We start from the raw sequence: 16,034 nt of genomic DNA on the forward strand, positions 1-16,034 counted from the left end.
GTTTGCCACAATGGACGCGCGCTTGTGCGTGTGTTCACAAAGCACCCGGCGAGCACCAGCCCGTCGTGTCCGATGACTCCCCACCGAAGGTGACCCGTGGACCTCAAGACCGCCTCCGCCCTCCGCCGCCTCCGCCTGGTCTCGGGCCCCGAGGCGATCTCGTTCCTCCTGCTGCTGATCTGCTCGGTGCTCAAGCGGACCACCGACTTCAACGCCGTGCCGGCGATGGGCATGATCCACGGCGTCCTCTTCGTCCTCTACGTGATCTTCTGGGCGGACGCCTGGAACCGCGCCAAGTGGCCGCTGAAGACCGCCGCCCTCTACTTCGTCCTCTCGGTCCTGCCGACCGGCGGCTTCTTCGCCGAGCGCAAGCTCAAGCGCGAGGCCGAGAGCGCGGTCATCGCCTCCCGTGCCCGCCAGGAAGGGGTCGTGGGCGCATGATCGTCGCCTTCTCCGTGACGCCGCTCGGTGTCGGCGAGGACGTGGGGGAGTACGTCGCCGACGCCGTGCGGGTGGTCCGTGAATCCGGTCTGCCGCACCGCACCGACGCGATGTTCACCTCGATCGAGGGCGAGTGGGCGGAAGTCATGGACGTCGTCCGGCGGGCCGTGGCGGCCGTCGAGGCACGGGCGCCGCGTGTCTCCCTGGTCCTCAAGGCGGACATCCGCCCCGGCGTGACGGACGGCCTCACCTCGAAGGTGGACACGGTGGAGCGGTACCTCGCCGGCCGGGACGGGTCCTAGAGGTTCCGGTATCGAAGGGCGAGACGGGGCTGACCGGCATGTGACCGGCCGGTAAGGTCTGATGCCGTGCCGAAGCCCCTCAGTCTCTCCTTCGACCCCATCGCCCGCGCCGACGAACACTGGAAGCAGCGCTGGGGCGGTGTGCCGTCCATGGCCGCCATCACGTCGATCATGCGGGCGCAGCAGATCCTGCTGGCCGAGGTCGACGCGGTGGTCAAGCCCTACGGGCTGACGTTCGCGCGGTACGAGGCGCTGGTGCTGCTCACCTTCTCCAAGTCGGGCGAACTGCCGATGTCCAAGATCGGTGAGCGCCTGATGGTGCACCCCACCTCCGTGACGAACACGGTCGACCGCCTGGTGAGGTCCGGCCTGGTGGACAAGCGCCCCAACCCCAACGACGGCCGCGGCACGCTGGCCACGATCACCGACAAGGGCCGTGAGGTCGTCGAGGCGGCCACCCGCGACCTGATGGGGATGGACTTCGGCCTGGGCGCGTACGACGCCGAGGAGTGCGGCGAGATCTTCGCGATGCTCAGGCCGCTGCGGGTCGCCGCGGGGGACTTCGAGGAGGACTGAACGCGCCGGGCGAGTCGCCCGACCCGCCCGAAGATCGCGCGAAACGGGCGGTTACGCTCGTAGCCATGAAAAAGAGCGTGCTGACCCGCTACCGGGTCATGGCGTACGTCACCGGTGTGCTGCTGATCGCACTGTGCCTTGGCATGATCGCCAAGTATGTGCTGGATCTGGGCGGCGCCGCCGACTTCACGCAGGTCGTCAGCATCGCCCACGGCTGGCTGTACGTGATCTACCTCGTCTTCGCCTTCGACCTGGGGTCCAAGGCGAAGTGGCCGGTGAAGAAGCAGCTCTGGGTGCTGCTCGCCGGGACCGTTCCGACGGCCGCCTTCTTCGTGGAGCGACGGATCAGCCGGGAGCTGGACGCGAAGGTCGCCGAGGCCGAGCCGGCGGTCGCCCGGGCCTGACCCCACCGCCGTGCGGACCACCCGTACGGCGGTCCCCCATCGACATTTACTTGGACGTCCTAGTAAATTGGGGGTATGGACGCTCACGCCATAGAGGAGGGCCGCCTTCGCTGGCAGGCCCGGTACGACGCGGCGCGCAAGCGCGACGCGGACTTCACCACGCTCTCCGGAGACCCCGTGGAGCCGGTGTACGGGCCCCGGCCGGGGGACGAGTACGAGGGCTTCGAGCGGATCGGCTGGCCGGGGGAGTACCCCTTCACCCGGGGCCTGCATCCGACCGGGTACCGAGGGCGTACGTGGACCATCCGGCAGTTCGCCGGCTTCGGCAACGCCGAGCAGACCAACGAGCGCTACAAGATGATCCTCCGCAACGGCGGAGGCGGGCTCTCGGTCGCCTTCGACATGCCGACCCTGATGGGCCGCGACTCCGACGACCCGCGCTCGCTCGGCGAGGTCGGGCACTGCGGGGTGGCCATCGACTCGGCCGCCGACATGGAGGTGCTGTTCCGGGACATCCCGCTCGGCGACGTGACGACCTCCATGACGATCAGCGGGCCCGCCGTGCCCGTGTTCTGCATGTACCTGGTCGCCGCCGAACGGCAGGGCGTCGACGCGTCCGTCCTCAACGGCACGCTCCAGACCGACATCTTCAAGGAGTACATCGCCCAGAAGGAGTGGCTCTTCCAGCCCGAGCCGCACCTGCGCCTGATCGGCGACCTCATGGAGTACTGCGCGGCCGGCATCCCCGCCTACAAGCCGCTCTCCGTCTCCGGGTACCACATCCGCGAGGCCGGTTCGACGGCCGCGCAGGAGCTGGCGTACACGCTGGCGGACGGCTTCGGGTACGTGGAGCTGGGCCTGTCGCGCGGACTGGACGTCGACGTCTTCGCCCCCGGCCTCTCCTTCTTCTTCGACGCGCACCTCGACTTCTTCGAGGAGATCGCCAAGTTCCGCGCGGCCCGCAGGATCTGGGCACGCTGGATGCGCGACGTGTACGGGGCGCAGACCGACAAGGCGCAGTGGCTGCGGTTCCACACCCAGACCGCCGGCGTTTCGCTGACCGCGCAGCAGCCGTACAACAACGTCGTACGGACCGCCGTGGAGGCGCTGGCGGCCGTGCTCGGCGGCACCAACTCCCTGCACACCAACGCGCTCGACGAGACCCTCGCCCTGCCCAGCGAGCAGGCCGCGGAGATCGCCCTGCGCACCCAGCAGGTGCTGATGGAGGAGATCGGCGTCGGCAACGTCGCCGACCCGCTGGGCGGTTCCTGGTTCATCGAGCAGCTGACCGACCGCATCGAGGCCGACGCCGAGAAGATCTTCGAGCAGATCAAGGAGCGCGGGCTGCGCGCCCACCCCGACGGGCAGCACCCCGTCGGGCCGATCACCTCCGGTCTCCTGCGCGGCATCGAGGACGGCTGGTTCACCGGCGAGATCGCCGAGTCCGCCTTCCGCTACCAGCAGGCCCTGGAGAAGGACGACAAGAGGGTCGTCGGCGTCAACGTCCACACCGGCTCCGTCACCGGCGACCTGGAGATCCTGCGGGTCAGCCACGAGGTCGAGCGCGAGCAGGTGCGGGTCCTGGCCGAGCGCAAGGGCGCCCGCGACGACGCGGCCGTGCGCACCGCCCTGGACGGCATGCTCGCCGCGGCCCGCTCCGGCGGCAACATGATCGGACCGATGCTGGACGCGGTGCGCGCGGAGGCGACGCTGGGCGAGATCTGCGGGGTGCTGCGGGACGAGTGGGGGGTGTACACGGAGCCGGCCGGGTTCTGAGCGAAGCCGACACCGGGGGCGCCCCCGCGCCCCCTACGGACCCGAGGAACCCGAGGAACCCGAGGAACCCGAGGCACGGAACGTGCGCCGGTACGCCGACGGTGCCACCCCGGCCTCCGCCGCTAGGTGCCGTCGCAGCGAGGTCGCGGTGGCGAAGCCGACCTCGTGGGCCACCCGTTCCACCGACAGGTCGCTGGACTCCAGCAGGTGCCGCGCCCGCCGCAGCCGCTGCTGGGTCACCCAGCGGCCGGGGCTCAGCCCGGTCTCCTCCCTGAAGCGCCGGGCGAAGGTACGGGTGCTCATCGCCGCGTGCGCGGCCAGCTCCTCCAGCGACAGGGGCAGTTCCAGCCGCCGCAGCGCCCAGTCGCGCGTCGGCCCGGTGCCGGTCGCGCTCGTCGGGGGCAGCGGCCGCTCGATGTACTGCGCCTGCCCGCCGTCCCGGTAGGGCGGCACCACACAGCGACGGGCGACCTCGCTCGCCACCTCGCTGCCGTGGTCCTGGCGCACCAGATGCAGGCAGACGTCGACACCGCTCGCCGCCCCCGCGGAGGTCAGCAGGTCGCCGTGGTCGACGAAGAGCACACCGGCGTCCAGCTCGACCCGGGGGAACAGCTCCTGGAAGTGGTCGGCGAGCGCCCAGTGGGTGGTGGCCCGGCGCCCGTCCAGGAGACCGGCGGCGGCCAGCAGGAAGGCGCCGGTGCAGATGGACACCAGCCGGGTGCCGGGGCGGACCCGGGACAGCGCGGCGAGGGCCCGCGGGTCCGGGGTGGCGGCCGAGGCGGCGGTGATCGCGTACGGGGGGATGACCACGGTGTCCGCCCCGGCCAGCACCTCGGGACCGTGCGCCGGGGTGACGGTCAGGTCCGAGTCGGTGCGCACGGGCCGTCCGTCCACGCCGGCGGACAGCACCTCGTAGCGGCCGTCGGCGGAACCCAGGACCCGGTGCGGGATGCCGAGTTCGAAGGGGTAGACGCCGTCCAGGGCGAGGACGACGACTCTGTGGGCGCCGGGCCGGGGCTCCGGGCGCATCCGGCGCTCCAGTTCGGCCGCGCGGGCGGCGACATCGACGAGCATGGCACGAATGTATCGGATGATGACCTTCTCGCCATCGCCCCGGGCCGTACCGTACGGCCAGGATCGGGGCATGACCTCGACGGACACCTCTGCGAACCCCGCCTCCCCGGACCCCGCGGCCTCCCCGGACCCGGTGGCCTCCCCGGACGCCGCCCCGGTGATGCTCGCCCTGCACCAGACGGCCCTCGGCGGCCCCGAGGTGCTGCGGCTGACCGAACTGCCCCGGCCCGCACCCGGCCCCGGCGAGATCCTCGTCGCCGTGCACGCGGCCGGCCTCAACCCCACGGACTTCAAGCACCGCGCCGTGAGCATCTTCCTGCCGCCCCCGCCGCTGACCCTCGGCTGGGACGTCTCCGGCACCGTCGTGGAGGCCGGCTTCGGCGTCACCCTCTTCCGGCCAGGCGACGAGGTGTTCGGCATGCTGCCCTATCCGCACGGGGCCGGCTCCCACGCCGAGTACGTGACCGGACCCGCCCGCGCCTTCGCCGCCAAGCCCGCCGGGATCGATCACGTCCAGGCGGCCGCCCTGCCGCTGGCCGCGCTCACCGCCTGGCAGGCCCTCGTCGACACCGCGGACGTCCGGGCCGGACAGCGCGTGCTGATCCACGCGGCGGCGGGAGGCGTCGGCCACCTCGCCGTACAGATCGCCAAGGAGCGCGGCGCGCACGTCACCGGGACGGCGAGCGCCCCCAAGCACGACTTCCTGCGCGAGCTGGGGGCCGACGCCTGCGTCGACCACCGCACCGAGGACTTCACCGACACCGACGCGCGCTACGACGTCGTCCTCGACGCCGTCGGCGGGGAGACCGCCGCCCGGTCGGTGAGCGTGCTCCGCCCCGGCGGTGTCGTCGTGTCCCTGCTGCCGGTCACCGCGGAGACCCGCACGGCCGCGGAGAAGGCGGGCGGCCGCGCCGTAGGGCTGCTGGTCGAGCACGACCGGGCCGGGATGCGCGCCATCGCCTCACTCGTCGAAGCGGGCAGGCTGCGCGCCCACGTCTCCGGCACCTTCCCGCTCGCCGAGGGCGCCCGCGCGCACGCTCAGGGGGAGACCGGCCGCACCACGGGAAAGCTGGTCATCACCGTGCGCTGAGGCGAACCGGGCCGGCCGTGGCCCGGGCCCGGGTCCTAGTGGGGCGCGGCCGGCTCCTCCGCCCCGCCGGCCAGGCCCGTCAACAGGACACGGGTCAGGCCGCGCACCCACTCCTCGTCGGCGGTCTCCGCGCTCACCAGGGTGCGGTGCACCACCGCTCCCGCGACCAGGTCGAAGATCAGGTCCACGGTGCGGGCCGCCTCCGCGGCGTCCGGCTCGGGCGGCAGTTCGCCCCTGGCCTGGGCGCGGGCCCTGCCCTCCAGCACCAGGCGCTTCTGCCGTTCGACGATCGACGTGCGGATGCGCTCGCGCAGCGCGTCGTCGCGGGTGGACTCGGCGACCACCGCCATCAGCCCGCTCTTGGCCTCCGGCCGGGCCAGGATCGCCGCGAACTGGAGCACCACGCCCTCGATGTCGGCGGCCAGTGAGCCCCGGTCGGGGAGCCGGAGTTCGTCGAACAGCTCCGCCACCGCGTCGACCACCAGCTCGTTCTTGCCCGCCCAGCGGCGATAGAGCGTCGTCTTGGCAACCCCGGCCCGGGTGGCGACGTCTCCCAGGGTGAGCTTCGACCAGCCGAGGTCGACCAGGGCGGCCCGCGTCGCGGCCAGGATCGCGGTGTCCGCCGCGGCGCTGCGCGGGCGGCCGGCACGGCCGGCGGGGCTGCTGCTCTGCATCCCCCGACCTTAACCGGCGGGTAACACGCGCCCGGTCGTGAGACAGATCACCGCGACGGGGTCTGGCGGTGGGGTGTTCCGACGGGCCGTCCTGGCATTACGCTACGACTCGTAGCGAAAGCGCGGGTCCGCCCGCGCCCCAGCGACGACCACGGGCGTGGGGTGGGGACCCGGCGCCGAACGGCACACACGCAGAACAGCACACGTCCGGGCGGGCTTTCGACCCGCTTTTCACACGCGCGCGCAGGACGGGGGAGGATAGACCCATGCAGCCACGGAACATGTCCATGAGCGGGGTCGTCGACCTCGCCGCGGTGAAGCAGGCCCAGGAGGCCAAGACCAAGGCGGAGCAGGCCCGCGCCGAGGCCGCCCGTCACGGGGGAGCGGGAGCCGTCTCCCCGGCCGACCTCGTCATCGACGTCGACGAGGCCGGCTTCGAGAGCGATGTACTTCAGCGGTCCACCGAGGTCCCGGTCGTCATCGACTTCTGGGCCGAGTGGTGCGAGCCCTGCAAGCAGTTGAGCCCGGTCCTGGAGCGGCTCGCCGTCGAGTACAACGGGCGCTTCCTCCTCGCCAGGGTCGATGTCGACGCCAACCAGATGCTGATGCAGCAGTTCGGCGTCCAGGGCATCCCGGCCGTGTTCGCGGTCGTCGCCGGACAGGCGCTGCCGCTCTTCCAGGGGGCCGCGGGCGAGGCGCAGATCCGCCAGACCCTGGACCAGCTGGTGCAGGTCGGCGAGGAGCGCTTCGGTCTGACCGGTCTCGTCGTCGACCCCGAGGCGGAGCCGGGCGCCGCGCAGCCCGCCGCCCCCGAGCGTCCGGCCGGCCCGCACGACGCGGCCCTCGACGCCGCCGTGCAGGCGATGGACGCGGGCGACCTGGGCGGCGCGGTCCAGGCGTACAAGAACGTGCTGGCCGAGGACCCGGGCAACACGGAGGCCAAACTGGGTCTGGCCCAGGCCGAGTTGCTCCAGCGGGTGCAGAACGCCGATCCGCAGCAGGTCCGTCAGGAGGCGGCCGACAAGCCGGGCGACGCCCAGGCGCAGATCGCCGCCGCCGACCTGGACCTGGTGGGCGGTCACGTGGAGGACGCCTTCGGGCGCCTCATCGACGCGGTGCGCGTCACGGCCGGGGACGACCGCAACGCCGTACGGCTGCGGTTGCTGGAGCTGTTCGAGGTGGTCGGTGCCGACGATCCGCGGGTGACCGCGGCGCGCCGGGCGCTGGCCCGCGCCCTGTTCTAGTCGGTTCTGGTCGGCGTTTTAAACGCCGTGGACGTGTTGCGCGTGTGAAGGAGCTGTCGACGAGGCGTCACTGCGGCCGCGCTTTACCAAAGCTTGGTAATCGCGGCCGCTGTTACTGCCAGTAAGTCGAGGCCGTCGATCTGTCGGACTCTGTCCATCGATCAATAGTTTTGTTCCGCCCTCATGGCACACCCAGCGTCGCCGTTCGGGGCCGGTGCGTCGCCCCGCGGTTATCCGGCCGTTACTAGCGAGTAACGAACCCCCTTGTGCCGACGGCGAGAATGCACCACGATCGGCGACGCTCGGTCCATTCCCGTACCCCGAAAGCCAGTCGGGTCGCGGGGGTTCCTGGGTCCCCACCGAGCAGGGTCGGCGGCAGTGACGCCGGCTCTTGGGCAGGGGGGTCTTCGCTCATCCGGCGAAGCCTGTCCAGCAGGGTTGTGCGTGATGCGTGTCAGGCGCGACCAGTGGTTGTCGCTCGGGGGTGATCGCCGGTTGTTCGGGCGCGTTGTACGTGCCGCCGAGGACAGGCGCTCTCCTTCCCGAGGACGTAGCACTTCTCCCATCCCTGCCAGGCCGAGCCACCGAACCGGAGGCCGGACGAGGCCAGGAGATGTACGTCCGAGAAGGAGGAAATATGGAGTCCCAGGTGCGTGGCGGGACCAGATGGAAGCGGTTCGCTGTGGTGATGGTGCCCAGCGTCGCCGCCACGGCTGCGATAGGTGTCGCGCTCGCGCAGGGCGCTCTCGCCGCCTCGTTCAGCGTGTCGGGTCAGTCGTTCAAGGTGACGGCGGACCAGCTCGACGGCACGGGCTTCTCCCAGTACGGGGCGATCGACTCGGGTTACACGCTGAAGGGCGAGAAGACGGCTCACCCCGTCGCCGTCTCGGCGTTCAAGTCCGCGTCGATCAAGAACATGTGCCAGTCCGTGGTCACCCCGGACATCCCGCTGATCGGCTCGGTCAGTCTCATGCTGAAGGCCGGCGGTGGCGACACCCCGGTCAAGGCGGAGAACCTGTACATCGACGTCGAGGACCTCGAGGCCGATGCCACGTTCCGCGGCATCGACATCGGTGTGGCCGCCAAGGACGCCAACAAGGGTCCTGGCATCAAGAAGGGCGACACCACGAATCCGTACGGATTCGCTCAGCAGGCCGACTCGGCCACGCTGAAGAACGTGAAGCAGACGGCGTGGGCGACCACGGCCGGAACCTTCAAGCTCAGCGGTCTGAAGATGTCGCTGTCCAAGGGTGTCAAGGAGTGCTACTAAGCACCCCTTGACGGGCGGGGGAGCCGGTGGCGCCCCCGCCCGTCCCCACTCCGGCCGCGCCTTCACACGCGGCCCACATCTCCACCACAGCAAATGCCGTACCAGGGAGCTGTATTCCATGAGCGCCGAGACTCCTGCCGCCGTCGGCCAGTTCACCCGCCGGAGGCTGCAGTTCCGTGCCTGGCGTGGCGCGCGGCCGTTCTGGGCCGGCCTGTTCGTCGCGCTCGGCGGAATCCCCATCGCCTACTTCCCGTACGCGAACCTCCAGATCGGTCACCTGACGCTGGCGATGGCCACCACCGCGGGCTCCGGGTCCCTGATCATCGGCGTGCTGCTGGTCGTCCTCGGCATCAGCCTCTGGTTCCAGAAGCATGTCCGGGTCTTCGCGGGCGTCGCGGCGATCCTGCTGGCGCTGGTCTCCATCCCCGTGTCCAACCTCGGCGGTTTCCTCATCGGCTTCCTGCTCGCGCTGGTCGGCGGAGCGATGGCCGTGTCGTGGGTGCCGGGCGAGCCGCCGCAGGCCGAGCCGCCGCTGGAGGGCAGGGGAACGGGTGACGCGCCCGAGGGCGTGGTCCCCGGCACCGGGCTTCCCGGCATCCCGGCGCCCGGCGGCACGGCGTCCGACGCCACGGTGCCGAGGCCGAGGGACGGCATGGAGGGCGGGGGGCCCACCCAGGCCTTCGGGACGCTGGGGGCGCACGATCTGTCAGGAACGATCCCGGCCAACGGGGCGAACGGGAGGCACAGTGCCGGCTGACGAGGTGACCCGCGGGACTGACGTGGAGTCGTCCCGTGTGAGAACCGGGCCGCGCCACGCGGCACCCAAGAAGCCGTTGTTCACCAGGTTCCACATGCCGGCCGGCAAGGCGATAGCCATCGCGGCGATGCCCACCGCCGTCCTCATGGGGATGGGGTTCACCCCGACGCTGGCCCTCGCCGACGGCAACGACACGGCGCCGGCCTCCAACAGCCTGACGGCCGACGAGTACAAGGACTGCGTGGCGGCCCTCGAGGACGCCGAGAAGGACCCGTCCGAGTCGCCCACGCCGTCGCCCTCGGCGACCGACGGGGCCGACGACGGCAAGGACGACTCGAAGGAGCCGAGCCCCTCGGACTCCGCCGGGGACGCGGGCACGGACAAGGGTGAGTCCTCTTCGTCGGATTCAGGTTCCGACGACAAGGACGACACGGGCGACAAGGGTGCCGAGGCCGGCGACGGCGACAAGGCCGACCCCGCCCCGAGCCCCTCCGCGTCGCAGAGCCAGGAGTCGTCCGCCGGGAGCGCCGCGGAGCCGTCCCCCTCCGAGTCGCAGGACAAGGGCGGGCTCCTGGACGGCCTCGGCGACGCCATCGAGGGCATCTTCACCGGCGGCAAGAAGGCCGAGGAGAGCCCGAGCCCCACGCCTTCGGCGTCCGAGAGCGCCTCGGGCGACGCGTCCGACCCCGTGAAGGAGACCACCGACAAGGTCACCGGCACGGTGGAGGACACCGTCTCGGGCGTGACGGACACGGCGTCGAAGGCGGCCGAGGACACCAAGGACTCGGTGGACAAGGCGGCCGAGGCGGCCGAGAAGGCGGCCGAGGAGGCCAAGGAGGACGCGGAGAAGGTCAAGGACGACGCCACCGCCTCGCCCAGCCCCAGCGCCTCCGAGAGCGCCGGTACGGACCCCGAGGACTGCCCGGCCGCCACCGACGACGAGGGCGGCGTCGACAACAAGGTGCCGCTGCCCGACGACCCCTGGTACCTCAACGCCAGCTCGCTGACGCTGAAGGGCGCCTCCTACAAGGGCATCGTCGAGGTGAAGACCGCCAACGGCACCACCAAGAAGGTGCTCAAGTACGTCATCTCGGGAGGCACGGACATCGGCGACCTGCACCAGACGGTGCAGGACAAGCAGGCCGGCAAGACCTACCACGTCCAGGCGGCCGAGGGCTCGACGTCCACCATCCGCGACGGGGACACGGTGTTCTACACCGAGAGCATCTCGGGCAACCTGCTCGGGCTGATCCCGATCACCTTCGACCCGGAGAACCCGCCGCCGCTGGACATCCCGCTGATCTACTTCACCAAGGTGAAGGTCGTGCAGGCCGGTCAGTTCGGCGGCACGCTCCACGTCCCGGGGCTGCACCAGTACACGACCGACTGAGCGCGCCCACGAGCCCGTTCGGGAGCCGCGCAACGCCTGAGGGCGCCCCCTGTCGCAGGGGGCGCCCTCAGCGCCGTACAGAAGCCGCACCGAAGCCCGGTGCGGGACCGTCGGTCGCGTCAGCCGCGGCGGGTCTCGCCCAGGTGGTGCACGCGGACCATGTTGGTGGTGCCGGGCACGCCGGGGGGCGAACCGGCGGTGATCACGACGATGTCGCCGTCGTGGAACCGGCCGAGGCGCATCGTCTCCTGGTCCACCAGGTCGACCATCTCGTCGGTGCTGTTCACGAACGGCACCACGTGCGGCTCCACGCCCCAGCTGAGCGCCAGCTGGTTGCGGGTGGACTCGTCGGTGGTGAAGGCGAGGATGGGCTGCGCCGCGCGATAGCGGGACAGCCGGCGGGCGGTGTCACCGGACTGGGTGAAGGCCACCAGACCCTTGCCGCCGAGGAAGTCGGCGATCTCGGCGGCGGCACGGGCCACCGAACCGCCCTGCGTGCGCGGCTTCTTGCCCGGCACCAGCGGCTGGAGGCCCTTGGAGAGCAGCTCCTGCTCGGCGGCCGTGACGATCTTCGACATCGTCTTGACCGTCTCGATGGGGTACGCGCCCACGCTCGACTCGGCGGACAGCATGACCGCGTCGGCACCGTCCAGGATCGCGTTGGCCACGTCGGAGGCCTCGGCGCGGGTCGGACGGGAGTTGGTGATCATCGACTCCATCATCTGGGTCGCCACGATCACCGGCTTGGCGTTGCGCCGGCACAGCTCGATCAGGCGCTTCTGCACCATGGGGACCTTCTCGAGCGGGTACTCGACGGCCAGGTCGCCACGGGCGACCATGACGGCGTCGAAGGCCGCGACCACGTCCTCCATGTTCTCGACCGCCTGCGGCTTCTCCACCTTGGCGATGACGGGAACGCGGCGGCCCTCCTCGTCCATGACGCGGTGCACGTCGGCGACGTCCTTGGCGTCCCGGACGAAGGAGAGGGCGACCATGTCGCAGCCCATGCGCAGCGCGAACCGCAGGTCCTCGACGTCCTTGTCGGACAGCGCGGGCACGTTCACCGCCGCGCCGGGCAGGTTGATGCCCTTGTGGTCCGAGATGACGCCGCCCTCGATGACGATCGCCTTCACCCGCGGGCCCTCGACACCGGTGACCTTCAGCTCGACGTTGCCGTCGTTGATGAGCACCTGGTCGCCCTTGGTGACGTCGCCGGGCAGGCCCTTGTACGTCGTGCCGCAGATCGTCCTGTCGCCCGGCACGTCCTCGGTGGTGATGGTGAACTCGTCACCGCGCACCAGCTCGACGGGGCCCTCCGCGAAGGTCTCCAGGCGGATCTTCGGTCCCTGGAGGTCGGCGAGGACACCCACGGCCCGGCCGGTCTCCTTGGCGGCGGCCCGGACACGGTCGTAACGCCCCTGGTGCTCGGCGTGGCTGCCGTGGCTGAAGTTGAAGCGGGCCACGTTCATGCCGGCTTCGATCAGCGTGACGAGCTGCTCGTGGGAGTCGACCGCGGGGCCGAGAGTACAGACGATTTTCGAACGGCGCATGGGGCGATCCTATCGGTTTGTTTCGCTGCGGAATATTCCGTCTGGCGGAAAACACAAAAGGGCGGGATGCCGCTCAGGTGAGATTGAGATTCCCCGATTCATTTACCAGCGCGTAGGTCTGTGTCGCGATCTCCATTTCCTCGTCGGTCGGCACCACGGCCACCGCCACCCGGGCCCCCGCGGGCGAGATCAGCCTGGCCGCGTCGCCGCGTACGGCGTTCAGTTCGCCGTCGACCGCCAGGCCGAGCCCGTCGAGGCCCGCCAGGGCGGCCTCCCGCACCGGCGCCGAGTTCTCGCCGACCCCGGCCGTGAACGCCACGGCGTCCACCCGCCCGAGAACGGCGTAATAGGCCCCGATGTACTTCTTGAGCCGGTGAATGTAGATGTCGAAGGCCAGCCGCGCCCGCTCGTCGCCGGCGTCGACACGGCGGCGGATCTCCCGCATGTCGTTGTCGCCGCACAGCCCGATCAGACCGCTCCCCTTGTTGAGAAGAGTGTCGATCTCGTCGGCGGACATTCCCCCAACACGCATCAAATGGAAGATGACGGCCGGGTCCATGTCTCCCGAGCGCGTACCCATCACGAGCCCCTCCAAAGGCGTCAGCCCCATGGAGGTGTCCACGCAGCGCCCGCCCCGCACGGCCGAGGCGGACGCCCCGTTGCCCAGGTGCAGCACGATGACGTTCACGTCCTCGGGCGCCCGGCCCAGCAGCCGCGCGGTCTCGCGCGAGACGTAGGCGTGCGAGGTGCCGTGGAAGCCGTAGCGGCGGATGCGGTGGGCGTCTGCGGTCTCGACGTCGATCGCGTAGCGGGCCGCGGACTCCGGCATCGTCGTGTGGAAGGCCGTGTCGAACACGGCGACCTGCGGCAGGTCCGGGCGCAGCGCCTGCGCGGTGCGGATGCCGGTGAGGTTGGCCGGGTTGTGCAGCGGGGCGACCGGGATGAGCCGCTCGATCTCCGCGAGCACGGCGTCGTCGATCACGGTCGGCTCGGTGAAGTGCTTCCCGCCGTGCACCACCCGGTGCCCGATCGCGGCCAGCTCGGAGGAGTCCAGGCCCAGCCCGTCCTTGGCCAGCTCCGCCGCCACCGCCTTGAGCGCGGCGTCGTGGTCGGGGACGGCCCCGCTCCACTCCCGGCTCCCACCACCCGCCGGCGTGTGCTTCAGCCGGGAGGTCTCCTCACCGATCCGCTCGACGAGCCCCACCGCCAGCCGCTCGCCGCCGCGCATGTCGATCAGCTGGTACTTCACCGACGAGGAGCCGGAGTTGAGGACGAGGACGCGGGTACCACTCACAGGTCGGACGCCTTCTCGGTCGGGGACTGCTGGGCCTGGATCGCCGTGATGGCGACGGTGTTGACGATGTCCTGCACGAGCGCGCCCCGGGACAGGTCGTTGACCGGCTTGCGCAGACCCTGGAGCACCGGGCCCACGGCGATGGCGCCGGCCGAGCGCTGCACCGCCTTGTAGGTGTTGTTGCCGGTGTTCAGGTCCGGGAAGATCAGCACGCTGGCCTGCCCGGCGACCGCCGAACCGGGCAGCTTGGTCGCGGCCACCGACGGCTCGACCGCGGCGTCGTACTGGATCGGCCCCTCGACACTGAGGTCCGGGCGGCGCGAGCGGACCAGCTCCGTCGCCTCGCGCACCTTGTCGACGTCCGCGCCCGAACCGGACGTGCCCGTCGAGTACGACAGCATCGCGATCCGCGGCTCCACCCCGAACTGCGCCGCCGTCGACGCCGACTGCGTCGCGATGTCGGCGAGCTGCTCCGCGTTCGGGTCGGGGTTGACCGCGCAGTCGCCGTAGACCAGGACCTTGTCGGCCAGGCACATGAAGAAGACCGACGAGACGATCGCGGCGTCCGGCTTGGTCTTGATGACCTCGAATGCGGGGCGGATGGTCGCCGCCGTCGAGTGCACGGACCCCGACACCATGCCGTCGGCGAACCCTTCCTGCACCATCAGCGTGCCGAAGTAGTTCACGTCGGAGACCACGTCGTACGCCAGCTCCACGGTCACGCCCTTGTGGGCGCGCAGGGCGGCGTACCGCTCGGCGAAGGAGTCGCGCAGCTCGCTCGCGGCCGGGTCGATCAGCTCGGCGCCGGCCAGGTCGATGCCCAGGTCGGCGGCCTTCTTGCGGATCTGCTCGACCGGGCCGAGCAGCGTCAGCTCGCACACGCCGCGGCGCAGCAGCACCTCCGCCGCGTGCAGCACCCGGCCCTCGGTGCCCTCCGGGAGCACGACCCGGCGCAGGTCGGAGCGGGCCTGCTCGAGCAGCTTGTGCTCGAACATCATCGGCGTGACGCGGTCGCTGCTGGGGGCGGAGACCCGCTGGTTCAGCTCGGCGGTGTCGACGTAGCGCTCGAACAGGCCGAGCGCGGTCTCCGCCTTGCGCGGGGTGGCCGCGTTCAGCTTGCCCTCCAGGGAGAACAGCTGCGCGGCGGTGGGGAAGCTGGTGCCGGGCACCGACAGCACCGGTGTGCCGGGGGCCAGGCGGGCGGCGAGGGTGAGGATGCCGTCGCCGGGAACCTCGTCCAGGGTCAGCAGGACCCCGGCTATCGGCGGGGTGCCGGCGCTGTGCGCGGCCAGCGTGCCGATCACCAGGTCGGCGCGGTCGCCCGGGGTGATGACCAGGCAGCCGGGCGTCAGGGCGCTCAGCAGGTTGGGCAGCATGGCCCCGCCGAAGACGAAGTCCAGCGCGTCGCGGGCGAGCCCCGAGTCGTCGCCGAGGACCACCCGGGCGCCCAGGGCGTGCGCGATCTGGGAGACCGTCGGCGCGGACAGGGCGGGCTCGTCCGGCACCACCCAGCACGGCACCGGCAGCCGGTGCTCGAGCCGCTCGGCGATCTCGTCCCGGTCCTCGCGGGCGACCCGGTTGGTCACCATGGCCAGCACGTCGCAGCCCAGCCCGTCGTAGGCGCGGAAGGCGTTGCGGGTCTCCGCGAGCACGGACTCGGCGCTCTGGCCCCGGCCGCCGACGACGGGCAGGACCGAGGCGCCGAACTCGTTGGCGAGCCGCGCGTTCAACGACAGCTCGTCCGGGAACTGGGTGTCGGCGTAGTCGGTGCCGAGGACCAGGACGACGTCGTAGTCCCGCGCGACCAGGTGGAACCGGTCGACCAGCGCGGACACCAGTTCGTCCACGCCCTGTTCCGCCTGGAGGACGGACGCCTCCTGGTAGTCCATGCCGTAGACCGTCGCCGGGTCCTGCGAGAGCCGGTAGCGGGCGCGCAGCAGCTCGAAGAGCCGGTCGGGCCCGTCGTGGACCAGGGGACGGAAGACGCCGACCCGGTCGACCTGCCGGGTGAGCAGCTCCATCACCCCCAGTTCGACGACCTGGCGGCCGTCGCCGCGGTCGATACCGGTCACGTACACGCTGCGCGTCACGCGAGCTCTCCGTTTCGTCTGGTGTTCGTCCGGTGGCGGCTGTCCCGTGCACGGAGAGCGCCCACCGGGGTGAGCGGAACGCTCTTGACAATACCTCCGGCG

The 16,034-nt window shown here is 71.2% G+C and carries 15 protein-coding genes; 10 read left to right on the forward strand and 5 right to left on the reverse strand.

Annotation, left to right across the window (positions count from 1 at the left end):
- Nucleotides 1-96 precede the first annotated feature (96 nt).
- From ACGH7X_RS26935 to ACGH7X_RS26955, 5 genes are all read left to right on the forward strand, one after another.
- On the forward strand, nt 97-441 hold the full coding sequence (locus ACGH7X_RS26935; protein WP_399889101.1) for a DUF3817 domain-containing protein: 345 nt from the start codon (nt 97-99) through the stop codon (nt 439-441).
- Complete coding sequence (locus ACGH7X_RS26940) at nt 438-743, forward strand: MTH1187 family thiamine-binding protein (RefSeq protein WP_399889103.1); 306 nt, start codon at nt 438-440, stop codon at nt 741-743. The genes ACGH7X_RS26935 and ACGH7X_RS26940 overlap by 4 nt, the downstream gene beginning before the upstream one ends.
- Before the next feature lie 66 nt (nt 744-809).
- On the forward strand, nt 810-1,319 hold the full coding sequence (locus tag ACGH7X_RS26945) for a MarR family winged helix-turn-helix transcriptional regulator (RefSeq protein WP_399889106.1): 510 nt from the start codon (nt 810-812) through the stop codon (nt 1,317-1,319).
- Between the two features lie 65 nt (nt 1,320-1,384).
- Nucleotides 1,385-1,723 (forward strand): DUF3817 domain-containing protein, encoded by a 339-nt coding sequence (locus ACGH7X_RS26950; protein WP_399889109.1) that lies wholly within the window; start codon nt 1,385-1,387, stop codon nt 1,721-1,723.
- A gap of 75 nt (nt 1,724-1,798) precedes the next feature.
- Complete coding sequence (locus ACGH7X_RS26955) at nt 1,799-3,499, forward strand: methylmalonyl-CoA mutase family protein (RefSeq protein ID WP_399889112.1); 1,701 nt, start codon at nt 1,799-1,801, stop codon at nt 3,497-3,499.
- 33 nt (nt 3,500-3,532) lie between these two features.
- Here ACGH7X_RS26955 and ACGH7X_RS26960 read toward each other — a convergent pair whose 3' ends face one another.
- Nucleotides 3,533-4,573 (reverse strand): GlxA family transcriptional regulator, encoded by a 1,041-nt coding sequence (locus tag ACGH7X_RS26960; RefSeq protein ID WP_399889115.1) that lies wholly within the window; start codon nt 4,571-4,573, stop codon nt 3,533-3,535.
- Nucleotides 4,574-4,643: 70 nt separating this feature from the next.
- Here ACGH7X_RS26960 and ACGH7X_RS26965 point away from each other — a divergent pair, with 70 nt between their 5' ends.
- A complete protein-coding gene (locus tag ACGH7X_RS26965; protein ID WP_399889117.1) occupies nt 4,644-5,663 on the forward strand; it encodes an NADP-dependent oxidoreductase in 1,020 nt (339 codons plus the stop codon).
- Nucleotides 5,664-5,698: 35 nt separating this feature from the next.
- Here ACGH7X_RS26965 and ACGH7X_RS26970 read toward each other — a convergent pair whose 3' ends face one another.
- A complete protein-coding gene (locus tag ACGH7X_RS26970) occupies nt 5,699-6,337 on the reverse strand; it encodes a TetR/AcrR family transcriptional regulator (protein WP_399889119.1) in 639 nt (212 codons plus the stop codon).
- Between the two features lie 266 nt (nt 6,338-6,603).
- Here ACGH7X_RS26970 and ACGH7X_RS26975 point away from each other — a divergent pair, with 266 nt between their 5' ends.
- The 4 genes from ACGH7X_RS26975 to ACGH7X_RS26990 all read left to right on the forward strand — a co-directional run bounded on the left by ACGH7X_RS26975 (nt 6,604) and on the right by ACGH7X_RS26990 (nt 10,998).
- Nucleotides 6,604-7,581: a tetratricopeptide repeat protein gene (locus ACGH7X_RS26975; RefSeq protein WP_399889122.1), complete on the forward strand. Its 978-nt coding sequence runs from the start codon at nt 6,604-6,606 to the stop codon at nt 7,579-7,581.
- 637 nt (nt 7,582-8,218) lie between these two features.
- Complete coding sequence (locus tag ACGH7X_RS26980; protein WP_399889125.1) at nt 8,219-8,851, forward strand: DUF6230 family protein; 633 nt, start codon at nt 8,219-8,221, stop codon at nt 8,849-8,851.
- A 118-nt stretch (nt 8,852-8,969) separates the two neighbouring features.
- Complete coding sequence (locus ACGH7X_RS26985; RefSeq protein WP_399889128.1) at nt 8,970-9,608, forward strand: DUF6114 domain-containing protein; 639 nt, start codon at nt 8,970-8,972, stop codon at nt 9,606-9,608.
- On the forward strand, nt 9,598-10,998 hold the full coding sequence (locus ACGH7X_RS26990) for a hypothetical protein (protein WP_399889131.1): 1,401 nt from the start codon (nt 9,598-9,600) through the stop codon (nt 10,996-10,998). Before ACGH7X_RS26985 ends, ACGH7X_RS26990 begins: the two co-directional genes overlap by 11 nt.
- A gap of 119 nt (nt 10,999-11,117) precedes the next feature.
- Here ACGH7X_RS26990 and pyk read toward each other — a convergent pair whose 3' ends face one another.
- From pyk to pta, 3 genes are all read right to left on the reverse strand, one after another.
- A complete protein-coding gene (pyk, locus tag ACGH7X_RS26995; RefSeq protein WP_399889133.1) occupies nt 11,118-12,548 on the reverse strand; it encodes a pyruvate kinase in 1,431 nt (476 codons plus the stop codon).
- Between the two features lie 73 nt (nt 12,549-12,621).
- On the reverse strand, nt 12,622-13,842 hold the full coding sequence (locus ACGH7X_RS27000) for an acetate kinase (protein ID WP_399889135.1): 1,221 nt from the start codon (nt 13,840-13,842) through the stop codon (nt 12,622-12,624).
- Entirely contained in the window at nt 13,839-15,932 is a 2,094-nt protein-coding gene (gene pta / locus ACGH7X_RS27005; RefSeq protein ID WP_399889138.1) for a phosphate acetyltransferase, read from the reverse strand. Before pta ends, ACGH7X_RS27000 begins: the two co-directional genes overlap by 4 nt.
- Nucleotides 15,933-16,034 lie beyond the last annotated feature (102 nt).

The sequence above is a fragment of the Streptomyces sp. BBFR51 genome, assembly GCF_044591655.1.
GTDB lineage: Bacteria > Actinomycetota > Actinomycetes > Streptomycetales > Streptomycetaceae > Streptomyces.